The sequence below is a fragment of the Myxococcus sp. NMCA1 genome (genome assembly GCF_026810205.1).
GTDB classification, from domain to species: domain Bacteria; phylum Myxococcota; class Myxococcia; order Myxococcales; family Myxococcaceae; genus Myxococcus; species Myxococcus xanthus_A.
On the sequence record NZ_CP113950.1, the window covers coordinates 9,208,992 to 9,221,726 of the forward strand.

Consider the following 12,735-nt stretch of genomic DNA (forward strand, 5'->3'; position numbering starts at 1 on the left):
GGAGCGCCTCTGGATGGAAGCCAGCGGCGCCACCTTCAACCTTCGTCGAGGAGGCCACGGCGTTCGTGGCCGCCGCGCGCCGCGCTGGAAAGGCGGAGCCCTCCGCCGCCGACCATCACCTCCGGCAAGCGCTCACGGCCTCACTCGCGGGTGACTACCACGCTGCCCGCGTGGTGTTCGCGGCGCTGCTCGAACCCATTCGCAACGGAGACATTTATCTCGGGCAGGATGAGCTGGCCGACGAGGTGCTCTCCGTGAATCTTCACGAATGCATCCGTCAGTTTGTGACCACCGTGTACGTGACGACTCCGCTCGCTGAGCGTGCCGACGCGGTGCTCCAGGCGCTCGACGCGGCGCAGGGGCTCTCCTTCGTGGATGACCCACTCGACGAAGTCGCGGCCTCGCTGGGCGGAAACCCTCCGGAGCTCGCCGGCTTTCTTACCCTCTGGATCGCGCGCCTCGAGCGCGACGCCAGACCTGGCGGGGAATGGGAGTCCCCTCGCGAGCGCTGGCTGCGCGCGGCGGTTGTCCGGCGAGAGGGGCCCTCGGGCCTGGCGCGTCTGGCCCGGGCGACGCGACAGCCCTCGACGGCACACGCCTGGTGCGACGCGCTCGTCGCCGCTGGCGACTGGGAACAGGCGCTGCGCGCCTTCGAGGAATGCGCCGCGCTCGTCCGAGACAGCTACTCCCGTGGTGACTTCCTTGATGGAGCCGCGCTGTGCGCGCAGCGGCTCGGCACGACGGACCTCATCGACAAGCTCGAGGCGGCCTGGCTCGGCGCACCGTCGCTCCCGCGGCTCTTGCGCTGGCTGGTCTCCGGTGCCCCCTCGGCGGCGGCCATTCGCGACCGGGCGGCGAGGGCGCTCGGGAAGCCGACGACGAAAGTACCCAGCCTCATCGGACTGCTCCACCTGCTCACCAGTGAACTGAACGACGCCGCGAGGCTTCTCTCTGAGGCGCCAGGGCTGGGCTGGTCACAGGACGAGCATCCCGGTCACGTGCTCTTTCCCGCGTTCGCCTGGTTGCTCGGAGACGCGCGCCCCGGCTCGGCCCATGAAGCGCTGTCGTTGGCGCTACCTGCCCCCACGCCGTCCTCCCCAGAGCTCCCCACCCCGACGCTGCGCGACCTGCTTCAGCGCGCCGGGGTCATGAGCAGATGCTCGGAAACGGACCGCCGGACGCTGCTCGAGGCCATGAAGGCCGCCGCCACGCGAAGGACCGAAGACATCCTCCGTGAGAAGCGGCGCGGCCATTACAGCCAGGCGGCGATACTCGTGGCGTGCTGCGTGGAGCTCGAGGCCGGCCCCGTGACGACAGCCGCGCTGCCCGCGTGGGCGGAAGCCCTGCGCACGAGCACCTCACGGTTTCCGGCATTCCAGAGGGAACTGAACGAAGCAATCAGCAAGGCTCTGCGGCTACCATCCACGGACTGAAGCATTGAAGGGAGCCACCTGGGGTCAGGGCCTCTGCCAACGGTTTTCACAAGGAGAGAAGCGGGGGCTCGGGGGGATAGGCGTCCGGTCAACGACTCTTTCAGACGCTGGGATGCGCCCAGGGAGCCCATCACGGCCACTTCACAGCGACCCTGGCGTTCTCGCAAAATTGCTCAACGCCTTTCGGCATCACGGCGAGCGGGACTTGCCGTCCTCTGGGATGGCAACGGCGGCCGTATCCATCCGGCCAATGACGTGCAGAGGGGCGGGGACACGACCGCGTAAACTGGGCGGGCGTCATGCTCCGTCAACACGGGGCGACCGCGCTCGATTCATCTGACCGGGTAGTACTATACAAGAGTCGTAGAATCCTGGATGACTTCGACCAGCCTCCCGAATTCTCGCTCATCTCGTGCCGCCAACTCGGCGGACAGTCCCCCTCCCAGTGAAGAACGGTCGACGTAGAAGGCTGCGTCACCGCGCTCGTAGAGCGGAGTCAGTGGGCTGGTATGGGGCAGCTTCTGGAAGCCGAGCTGGAGAAGCGTCTCGTCGATGGCTCCCACCAAGGAGGGCGCCACGATTCGGACATTCCCCGTTCCGCTGCTCACGAGCGAAGGGAGGAACCGTCGCCGATGCTCCAGAAGGGCCATCCGCTTCCTGCTGAAGGCCAGCAGGAAGAGCATGTCCTTCAAGGAACCATACAGGGGAACGATGTGGTCCTCGTTCTTGAACGGCTCTTCAGGGTCCGCCTGGACAACAGGACAGTCAGCCTGCTCCGTGGCCTCCCCGCAGTCGAGCAAGAACCTCCCGTAGGTGTCCACGAGCTGGGCGCCAATGAAGATGTACCTCCGAGGAGGACGCCGCTTGCTCGTTTCGTAGAACTTCAGGATCCGGCCGATAGCGAAGTCGGTATCTTCCTCGCGGAGGCTTCCCATGCTTCGTCCCATGCTGAGGAGGAAGTCCTTGTAGTGGGAGGGAAGGGGCCGCTTGAGCAGGCTCTCGAGTCGGGAGACCTCCACTGCCGACGCTCCCTGGGCCTGACTGGAAAATGCGGGTTCGAATCCATTGATGTAATTGAGCAGTTCTTTCATGGCGTAGGGCATCAAACGGGAGCAAGAGAGTTCAGCATGACTTCTTGTTGATGTCGCAGAGCATCTCCGTCAACACCACCTTGCAGGTGTCGCACGAGGGAACGCTCTCGCGGTGTCGGAAGTCCTTCTTGACGTACTCTCCGTTCCGAAGATGTTCGACTGTGACCGTCACGCCAGGCTGCTTGAAGCGCTTCAGGATTCGTGGACGGAACCAGAGCTCGGACATGGAAGAGGGGATATGTCCCTCCCGCAGCGCCTTCTGGACGAGCTGTGGTCCCGCGCAGACGCCGGGCAGGTTCTTGCCAATCTTCTTTTGGCGGAACGAACTCAGGGGGATTTCGTCGCCTCTGGGATTGGTTATCAGCGCGCCCTTGGCGAGTGGCTGACAGAGGCTCCATCTCCCATCTTGGGTTTGCAACCGGTTGACGGCCTCGCCAAATCCATCGAGATAGTAAGAGCCGGACATTGCGGCGTAGATTTTATGATTGAGCCTGCAGATGAGCACGCCAATCATGTACCCCCTAAAGATTTCCGAGCCATCCTCGTCGACATCTGTCTTGAGGATCGAAAGCTTCTTCTCTCGGGTCACTTTCAGTAACTCCCGGAGAAGCTTCCTGGCTTGTGTCAGCGAAAGGTGGGTTTCTGGCAGGCGGTGCTCTGCCTTGTCTTCATTGCAGTTGGGGCACCGGATGTTCCCGTCGACGGGGTCGTCACCATAGACCAGGCCGGTGCCCCCTGCGGAAATGAAGCTCGTGTTGAAGGTGTTCCCATTGTGTAGCGTCGGGTCGAGGAATCGCACCACGCCCTTGCCCTCCACCTTCACGTCCATGCTGCCGCTGCCCCAAGTCATCTTTCCTTTGAACTTGGAAGAGATGAGTCCACCGGCCGTGCCCGGTTCGTCGCCGGAGCTGGTGCTCAGCTCGGAACTCGTCAAGGCGACGGGGTTGCCCTCAATCGTCGTCTTCTTGCTCCCCTTCGCGAGCATTGAGTCCTGGGCGGAGTTGACGAATGGCGTAGGCACCGGCCCTGCCGGTGTCGGGACCTTGCAGACGTCCGGCGCCGCCGAAACATGCGTGTTGCCTGCACCCTTATGCAGAATCGAGCGCCCATTGGCGAAGACCTTGGTCATGGCTCCTCCTCAGTTCCTCGGAATCAGCTCCACGATGCACGCTCCGACGCGACCTCCATCGGAACTTCCGTAGATGAGCGTCCTGCGGCCACCGCGCTGCTTCCACCGCGCCCGGTGCAGCGCCACACCCAGCATGACGGGGCCCGTGCCCGCTCCTGCGTCCCCGAGGCCCTCTCCCGCCACTTCCACGCACAGGGGCTCGGGCATCAGGGCTGTGTTGCGTAGGTACGCCCGGGAAAATTCGGTACCCCAGAAGGATTCTCCCGGCTGGCAAGCCAGGACGCCATCCACCCGCCGTGCCCCGGCCTCCCTGCTCTGCCGCAACTGCCGCAGCACCTTGGTCAGGCCCTCCGCCATGCTGGGGGCCTGTTGGGTGAACGGGGTTGGCTCCACGCCCAGCGCCGTGCCGAGCAGCACGCCCAGGGGCTCCAGTCCCAGTGACGTCGTCGCGCCCGGGCGTGCCAAGGCGACGAATCCCGCGGCCTCGCCCGGAATCCTCCCGTCCCGGTTGACTGGGCCCAGCGTCAGCCGCGCCGAGACCAGTGCCTCCAGCGATGTGGGGTCGCCCAGCGAGTCCACGGCCCCCACCAATGCGAGCGCCCCTGCCTTCCCGGAGCGCAGGTCCACCTGGGCCGCGGTGAGGGCCTCGAAGAATGCAGCCCGCCCCGCCGCGTACGTCTTCACCACCCGTAGGCGTCCTCCCGTGTCCGCCAGTAAATCCGCCAGCAGCGACTCCTGCTGTACCTCCGCTCCCATGCCGGCTTCGGGCAATCCGAGATACAGCGGCAGGGGCCCACCGGGCAGGCCCGTCAACAATGGGAGGAACTCCGAGAGCGCCTGCCGTCCCAGGGCTGCCATGCGCCGTGTCCTCGAAAGGGACGGTGTGAGCAGGCTCAGTCGCGAAGCGCGTACGGGCTCGCCCAGGGCGTCCTTGACAGATGTCTCGGCGAAGCGCACGAGTCCCGCGCGCAGGGATGCGAGCGTCATTCGCGTCGAAGTACCCACGGGCGTACACATGCCGAGGCCCACCACCAGCTCGCCGCTCACGAGACGTCCTCCCATGGCTCCAGCAACCGCACGGAGCTGACCTCGTGCGTGGCCAGCTCTCGGTGAGCAGGGAAGGTCGCGCGCCAGGTGAGCACTACCCGGCGCTCCTCCGGCTCCAGCAACACCGTGTCGAGCATCATGCGCCGACGCTCACGGCGCCGGACAAAGGTGCAGCGCGCCAGCAGACGGAACGAGGGAAGCGTGAATGCGATGGGGCCGTCCGGTGAGACGCCATCCAGCGCCACGAGTTCCCCGCCGCGGAGGTAAGGCGAGGCCTGCAACGCCTGGGGTGCCGTCTGGAGGAAGCGGTCGTCGAAGTCCTCGGGCCAGAGCGGCGCCCGCTGCTCCACCCACGCCCCGTTGTACGTCCCCGCCCACCCGAGGCGAGGCTGCCAGTGTCGCGCCACTGGGCCAAAGCCACACGGCGGCGGCCGGTCCGTCCATTTGTGGATGGGATGCAGGGGCTCCTCGATGGCGGGGAGAGGCTTGTCGATGGCGTCCTTCGCGCTCTCGTAGCAGCCCCGGCCCACGGGGTTTCGCGCCTCGCGCCAGGCCGCGGAGGTACCGCCGAAGCTGTACTCGTACTGAAGCGGCACGGACTCGAAGGGCAGCGGGTCCGACGCGCTCAGGCCCACGAGGCTCCGGTACCAGACGCGTGCGCCCGAAACGAGGGCCTGCTTCTCCAGTGCGCCCACCCGCACCGTCACCTGCGTTCGTGTCACCTTGCGGCCTCGGGGTGCCCACGCACGGCCGTGTAGCAGCACATCGGTAGCCATCCGGGTGTATGCGGCTTGGGACTCGTAGCGGAGGCTCGAATTTTCTGGCTCGCCCCAATACGCGTCGGCCTTCGGTGGAGGAACCTGCTCGTCGCACGGGGACAACGGCGTGGTGGCAAGCCGCCCGGGTAGGGGGAGGGTGAAGCTGCCCGCGACGACGAGGACGAGGCACTCCTCGCCCTGCTTCGTCAGGGAAAGGAAGTCCGTGGCCGCGAACGGGGTGAAGTTCTTGAGGGCGGGCATTGCGTATCGCTCCTGGCCTCAACGCAGGGTATGGATGAGTGGCACGTCCCGCACGTGCGCGCAGTCCGCTCGGGCATTCGCAAGGGCCACGCGCTGGCGGCGGGAGAAGGCGCGCGTCGGGATGACGTGCTTGCCGCGAGTGCGAATGGCCAGCTCTCGCGCTAGAACGTACCGGCGCCGCATGGGGCTGGATTCCAGCGCGTCCACCAGGACGGAGCCGCTGAAGGGTTGTCCCAGCAAATAACGCGTTCCCTTGTCGAAGCGCTTGCGTGCCTCACTCCACCACGCGGTGATGGCGGCCACGTGAGGCCAGGGCAAGTCATCCTCAGGCCTGGGCTCAAGGCTTGCGTCCGGGTCATCCGATGGTTCGGGATGCGTCCTTGGCGGCAGTGCATATGCGCCCTCCAGCCGCAGGCCCGTCATGGTTGAGAAGGCCTCGCCGGCCAAGCGCGCCACCGAGGGCTCCGCAAGGTATTCCAGGCAGGCTTCCACGGCCGTCACGCGTCCACTGAATCCCAGTGCCCATAGGACATCCGGACGCAGTTCTGGTGACTGCAGCAGTTCCACCAGCAGGGCAGTGTCCGCATCTGCGCTGCCAAGCGCGAAGAGCGTGAGGGCTTCGGGCATGCCCGGCTCGCGGCGCTGCACCGCCTTGCGACACGCGTCCCAGGCCAGCCGCACGCCTGATGCCAAGCCCGCTTCCATCGCGGCCGCGCGGATGCCAGGGTGGGCGGAGTCAAGCAGCGCCGGCAACAGCCTGCTCACGGCATCCTCGGGAAGGGGCATTGCCGCACGCAGGGCCGCCATTCGCGCTCGGGGCTCATCGTGCATGAAGAAGCGGGCCAGTATTTCCGGTGGCACCTCCTGGCGGAAGACCAACGCTTCCAGGGCGTGGGCCTGCGCGTCCAAGTCGTTTCTCTTCAGCACCTCCCTCAACTGTGCGCCGAGGCCGGGAGCCTCACTCAGCTCCAAGGCGCGGCGGATCCCGGCGCGAACCTCCGTCGACGCCCCCTGGAATCGTGCAAGCGATTCATCCAGCCCGCCCAGGGACAGCAATGCGTACGTCGCCGCGCTCTGGCGTGAAAGTTCCTCGGAGTCGAAGGCTGGGCGCAACACCAGGGAGAGTGCGGCGGCATCCCCCAGTCCTTCGAGGTGGGCCAGCAGGCGCTCCTCGCGCTCCGCAGTCTCCGTCAGCGTGAAGTCGGGAGCCACCAGGGCTCGCTCCCACTGCTCCCAGTGAAAGGAGGCTTCGTCAAGATGCTCTTCCCATACGTCCACCAGCACCATGTCCCCCCCCTTGGACTGCTGCCGTGATTCTAGTTCCAATGGCTGACTCGCAGGAAGGTAGGGAGCCGTCATACCCAGACGTAAGGAATGGGGGACGACACCTGGCTTCCGCTGAAGACTCTGCGGGCTAGCAAGGAGCGTTCATGACGCCCCTGTTGCCTGACTACGGCCGCCTCCCGATGCCCCATGAGAGTGATAGGGGCCCCGCGGAGGGGAAGGAAGCAGAGGGTCCGAGGAGAGCCGCTGACAAAGCCGCCCGAGGGATGCTTCAGGCCGCGCAGCCCGCGCTGGCCCCCTCCACACCTGCTTGGGGTACCAGAAATGGCCGCAGTTCATCGCCTGGAGCGAAGAGGCCATGGAACCTCGTGAGGCTTGCCCGAGGCGGAGGCACCAGGCACCTCTCGGCGTCACGACGAGAGGGACGAAGCCGGGACTTGCGTTTCAACCACCCACTCCCCGTGCTCAACGCCTTTCGGCATCACGGCGAGCGGGACCGCCGATTCGTCATCGAACATCCGTCGCCGTTCGTGTGCTCAACGCCTTTCGGCATCACGGCGAGCGGGACTGATCCAGACAACTCCCGCATCCCAATCAGCTTCCACGTGCTCAACGCCTTTCGGCATCACGGCGAGCGGGACACGACCCGACGCTGCGCCGCTGCGTCGGTTTCGCCCGTGCTCAACGCCTTTCGGCATCACGGCGAGCGGGACCGGTACACGTCGTCGCCCAGGTCTTCGGTTGCCGGTGCTCAACGCCTTTCGGCATCACGGCGAGCGGGCCCCTGTGCGCTCGGTGTACTCGAACGAGGTTCGCTGCTTGTTCCAGTGCTCAACGCCTTTCGGCATCACGGCGAGCGGGACGCACAAGTTCTCCTGGGCACACGGCCGTCAGGAGAGTGCTCAACGCCTTTCGGCATCACGGCGAGCGGGACTGGTAGCGCGCATCAACGCGCAGCGGCAGCATGTGGTGCTCAACGCCTTTCGGCATCACGGCGAGCGGGACAGAACGTTGAGGCCATGTCGTCCTGCACGAACTTGTGCTCAACGCCTTTCGGCATCACGGCGAGCGGGACGGAGCCGGCCCAGGTGCTTCGCGTCGCGGCGCTTCGGTGCTCAACGCCTTTCGGCATCACGGCGAGCGGGACGCTTGTCGAGAACTTCGACCAGTTCAAAGCCGACCTGTGCTCAACGCCTTTCGGCATCACGGCGAGCGGGACCAAGGCAGCAGACGCGCTCACAAAAGCCGCAGAAGCGTGCTCAACGCCTTTCGGCATCACGGCGAGCGGGACTGAAACTTGCCGCTGCGCAGGTCCACAAGGGCCGCGTGTGCTCAACGCCTTTCGGCATCACGGCGAGCGGGACAGCACGCGGCGCGGTGGTCCTCCCTCCACCTGGAGTGCTCAACGCCTTTCGGCATCACGGCGAGCGGGACCGAGCTGTCGGGCACGCTGGAGAGCGTGTTCCTGTGCTCAACGCCTTTCGGCATCACGGCGAGCGGGACGAGGCGCCGGAGAAGTTCATGCCTCTCGAGTTCGGGTGCTCAACGCCTTTCGGCATCACGGCGAGCGGGACCACCGACGGTACAACCTGTACCTCGAGCCCAGCACCAAGTGCTCAACGCCTTTCGGCATCACGGCGAGCGGGCCCCGCCGCAGCCGCTGGAGGCTGACGTCGAGTCCACGTGCTCAACGCCTTTCGGCATCACGGCGAGCGGGACGACCGTCAGTGCGCCGCGCACCATGGCCGCGACAGCATGTGCTCAACGCCTTTCGGCATCACGGCGAGCGGGACCAGGGCGATTGGCGGCGATTGAATCAAAGTTGGAGTGCTCAACGCCTTTCGGCATCACGGCGAGCGGGACGACAAGGAGCTGGAGCACCAGTCGAACGAGAAGAAGACGTGCTCAACGCCTTTCGGCATCACGGCGAGCGGGACCACGAAGGTGTGTCCCTTATCAACAGAGGGACGAAGTGCTCAACGCCTTTCGGCATCACGGCGAGCGGGACTACACCCCTGCCCAAGTCCTCACCACATACAACTCGTGCTCAACGCCTTTCGGCATCACGGCGAGCGGGACGTGGAGCCGCTGAGCGCGAGCTGCGAGCGCGGTGCTCAACGCCTTTCGGCATCACGGCGAGCGGGACCAACCGTGACCTCGACAGGGAAGAGGTCATTGCCGTGCTCAACGCCTTTCGGCATCACGGCGAGCGGGACGCGGCAGAAGCTGTGCAGTCAGTACCGAGGATGGGCGTGCTCAACGCCTTTCGGCATCACGGCGAGCGGGACTTCGCTCGCCTCTCGGTCGAATCCGCCACCACCCTCTGTGCTCAACGCCTTTCGGCATCACGGCGAGCGGGACGGGCATCGGAGCTTCTGGCCGTGGCGCCGGAATCTCGTGCTCAACGCCTTTCGGCATCACGGCGAGCGGGACTCGATGAGCAGGTTCTGTCCCCACTCCATCGACTGGTGCTCAACGCCTTTCGGCATCACGTCGAGCGGGACTTCCTTGAGTGGTTGAGCTCAGCGCTCGATACCCGGTGCTCAACGCCTTTCGGCATCACGGCGAGCGGGACCGGCTTCGCGGCACGCCATTCGCCGCGCTCCACGTGCTCAACGCCTTTCGGCATCACGGCGAGCGGGACTTACTTCCCGCGCTTGTTTACTACCGTAACCGCAGGTGCTCAACGCCTTTCGGCATCACGGCGAGCGGGACGCGGTCCATGATGACCATGACGAAAAGGGGGTGTGCTCAACGCCTTTCGGCATCACGGCGAGCGGGACTCCTGTTTCTCTATCGCGAATGCTGGGCGGCGTCTGTGCTCAACGCCTTTCGGCATCACGGCGAGCGGGACCAGCAGGGCCTTGAGTTCGGCCACCTGTAGCGGGTGCTCAACGCCTTTCGGCATCACGGCGAGCGGGACTTCCGATACCGTGCCACGGCGTGGCACCGGCGTAGACGTGCTCAACGCCTTTCGGCATCACGGCGAGCGGGACCGGAGCTTCCCAGCATCGGTGTCCCTGTGTGCAGTTGCTGGTGCTCAACGCCTTTCGGCATCACGGCGAGCGGGACGCAAGAGAGTCGTGAATTTCAGAAGTACCAGATGAGTGCTCAACGCCTTTCGGCATCACGGCGAGCGGGACCGAACCACCCCTGCCCGAAACCGAGGCCCAACTCGTGCTCAACGCCTTTCGGCATCACGGCGAGCGGGACCGAGCCAGCCATCACCCGTGCGGCGACGGCCCAAGTGCTCAACGCCTTTCGGCATCACGGCGAGCGGGACCCCACGTCCGGTGGCAAAGCCGTCTACTGCGGCCTGTGCTCAACGCCTTTCGGCATCACGGCGAGCGGGACCAATGAAAATTGTTTGCAGCAATAGAACACCGAAAGTGCTCAACGCCTTTCGGCATCACGGCGAGCGGGACGCTCCCGCCCAGACGTCGCGCTTGGCGAACCCTCTAGTGCTCAACGCCTTTCGGCATCACGGCGAGCGGGACAGCCCGCCTGAATTTCCCAGCAATTCCGGCACCTTACAAGCCCCTTTTCAAGCACCTCCCCCTCCTTTCCCTAGGTTGGCCATTTCAGACCCTACCCGAAATCGCCAACCCCATGAAACCACTCGGCTTTTCATCGATCATGCACCTATTCACCTGTCAAAGAGCCTCAACCCCATGAAACGACAGGGGAATCCGCCACTTTCGCCGTCACGGACCTCCGCCACGGCGAGGTGCTTGATTGTCGCCCACGCTACAGCACCTTGAACGGTGCGGGCTCCTCCGGCCAGTCCTCCTTCGCGTTGATGGCGCGCACGCGCTCCACGCACCCGCCGCACAGCCCAATCACCAGCAACGTATCCACGGCATCCATCCGCCGCGACAGTTCCCAGCGCAGCTTCTCCCGGTCCCGATCCGTCAGCGAGCAACGGAACACGGAGAGCTGCAACCACTCCCCATAGCCCTTCAGCAGGGCATGAACCTTCCGCCACCGCCGCGGGTCGCGGATGTCATAGGTAATCAAATACCAACGCCTCGGCTCGGCCATGGCTCACCTCAAGCGGAACGTCGCGAACAGCCCCGGCTTGCCGGTCCACTCCTTCTCCAGCAGCCGCACCTCCAGTTCCACCAGCCGCGCGTAGCTGAGCGAGTACCCCAGCACGTTGTGCTTCCACGTCTCCCGCTTGCGCCGCTCGTACAGCTCGATGGCCTTCGCCCGCCCCGCCTTGCTGAGCCAGACGTGCTCGGACGTCACCTCGAAGTCCGCGTCCGGGTCCCACGCCCGCCGGTTCACCGAAGCCACCAGCGGCATGTCCGCCAGCGGCACTCGGAACAGCTCCATCACATCCAGCCCCAGCGGCCCCGCCGTGCCCCGGGGCTGGTGGTAGAAGCCAAACGCCACGTCCAGCCCCACCGCCCGGATGGCCGCCTCCACCTCCCGGTGGACCTGGCCATACAAGAAGCCAAGCACCGCGTTGAACCGGTCCCTCGGAGGCCGCCGGTTGCGCCCCTCGAAGCGCAGCCGCGCGTCCACGTCGTCGCCTTGGAGGTACGGCAGCGCGCCGAAGTACCGCGCCGCGCCCGCGCCCTCCAACCCCAGGAGCACCTCCAGCGACGGCGCCTCCTCGCACTTCGGCAGCAGCGCCCGGAGGTCCCGCACCGCCGAGGCCAACACCTGACGCGACTCCGAGTCCCCTCGCGAGGAGCGCAGCAGGAAGCGGAGCTGCCCCTCCAGCTTCGCCGACACTAGGCGACGGGCCAGCCCCAGGCACACGTCCTGCTGCCGTAGCGCCTCGAACTGACGCAGCCGCCGGTGGACGTTGCCTCCTCCGCCGCCCAATCCCCCCAGATAGCGCCCCCCGGACGTGAACCAGTGCACGCCGATGTCGTTCTCCACGCAGTACGCCAGCGCCTGCGCGCTCACCTGCACCGCCCCATGCGCGATGAGCGCCGACACCATGCGCCCTGGCTGCCTCGACGGTGCGCCCTCCCCTTCCGGCGGCGTCACCACCAACTCCTCCGCCGCGCGCCCCACCCGCGTCCCGGGTGTCGCGACGTGCAGCACCTGCCGCACATCATCCTCCGGAAAGAGCCGGGGCCGCTCCTCCCCCGCCACCTGCCGCTCCTCCTCCGGCAGGCACACGGGCGCCAGCGAGCACTTCGCGCACTTGCGCTCCTCCTGTGTCACGGGTGGCCGCTCCCGCGACGCGCGCAGCAGCCGGGCCCTCGCCACGGCCGCCGCCACGGCGCCCCGCAGCGTCGCGTCCAACGGGAAGCGCACCGTCGTATCCGTCTGGTGGTAACGGACCCGGCACTCCACCGGCGCCCCCGGGAAGCGCTCCTCCACCAGGAGGGCGTAGGCCCCCGCCTGGAGCCGGTCGCTCGGCCACGCCTCCGGCGCGTCGCCGCCAGGCGCGTGGCGTCCGCGCTTGTGCTCGTAGACGACCAGCGTCCCCTCCCGCGTCCTCACTGCGTCCACCCGGCCGTGCAACCCCAGGGCCTCGCTCACCAGTTCCAGTTCGACGCGCTCGCCCTCCTCCTGGAGGAGGACGTGCAGCCTCCGCCCCGCGAACACGGCGGCGTCGGCCACGCGCAGCTCCTCCACTTCCTCCAGGTAGAAGAGCCGCTCGCAGTACGCCAACGCGTGCAGCGCGTGCGTGCGGATGGACGGCTCGCCGACGACAGACTTCGGACTCGTGGATGGTGCGTTCATGCCTTGGGGCCCCCCGCCCCCTGGAA

At 66.4% G+C, this 12,735-nt stretch carries 8 protein-coding genes and 1 CRISPR repeat array; of the genes, 1 reads left to right on the forward strand and 7 read right to left on the reverse strand.

Annotated features, from left to right (window positions below):
* Nucleotides 1-65: 65 nt before the first annotated feature.
* Nucleotides 66-1,433: a hypothetical protein gene (locus OZ403_RS38185; RefSeq protein WP_268783074.1), complete on the forward strand. Its 1,368-nt coding sequence runs from the start codon at nt 66-68 to the stop codon at nt 1,431-1,433.
* Between the two features lie 350 nt (nt 1,434-1,783).
* Here the strand turns inward: OZ403_RS38185 and OZ403_RS38190 are convergent, their stop codons facing one another.
* From OZ403_RS38190 to OZ403_RS38220, 7 genes are all read right to left on the reverse strand, one after another.
* On the reverse strand, nt 1,784-2,524 hold the full coding sequence (locus OZ403_RS38190; protein WP_237077845.1) for an SMI1/KNR4 family protein: 741 nt from the start codon (nt 2,522-2,524) through the stop codon (nt 1,784-1,786).
* Nucleotides 2,525-2,555: 31 nt separating this feature from the next.
* Complete coding sequence (locus tag OZ403_RS38195) at nt 2,556-3,653, reverse strand: DUF4150 domain-containing protein (RefSeq protein ID WP_140796095.1); 1,098 nt, start codon at nt 3,651-3,653, stop codon at nt 2,556-2,558.
* Nucleotides 3,654-3,662: 9 nt separating this feature from the next.
* Complete coding sequence (locus tag OZ403_RS38200; protein WP_237077846.1) at nt 3,663-4,715, reverse strand: 3-oxoacyl-ACP synthase; 1,053 nt, start codon at nt 4,713-4,715, stop codon at nt 3,663-3,665.
* The gene (locus OZ403_RS38205; protein ID WP_140796096.1) at nt 4,697-5,719 is read right to left on the reverse strand and encodes a DUF2169 family type VI secretion system accessory protein; all 1,023 of its coding nucleotides are present in this window, start codon (nt 5,717-5,719) and stop codon (nt 4,697-4,699) included. Before OZ403_RS38205 ends, OZ403_RS38200 begins: the two co-directional genes overlap by 19 nt.
* An 18-nt stretch (nt 5,720-5,737) precedes the next feature.
* Nucleotides 5,738-7,078 carry a TIGR02270 family protein gene (locus tag OZ403_RS38210; protein WP_268783075.1) on the reverse strand — a complete coding sequence of 447 codons (1,341 nt, stop codon included), beginning with the start codon at nt 7,076-7,078 and terminating at the stop codon, nt 5,738-5,740.
* A 386-nt stretch (nt 7,079-7,464) separates the two neighbouring features.
* Nucleotides 7,465-10,500: a CRISPR direct-repeat array (repeat unit 36 nt; unit sequence GTGCTCAACGCCTTTCGGCATCACGGCGAGCGGGAC).
* 250 nt (nt 10,501-10,750) lie between these two features.
* Entirely contained in the window at nt 10,751-11,044 is a 294-nt protein-coding gene (gene cas2 / locus OZ403_RS38215) for a CRISPR-associated endonuclease Cas2 (RefSeq protein ID WP_090495965.1), read from the reverse strand.
* Between the two features lie 3 nt (nt 11,045-11,047).
* Nucleotides 11,048-12,709 carry a type I-MYXAN CRISPR-associated endonuclease Cas4/Cas1 gene (locus OZ403_RS38220; RefSeq protein ID WP_268783076.1) on the reverse strand — a complete coding sequence of 554 codons (1,662 nt, stop codon included), beginning with the start codon at nt 12,707-12,709 and terminating at the stop codon, nt 11,048-11,050.
* Between the last annotated feature and the right edge of the window lie 26 nt (nt 12,710-12,735).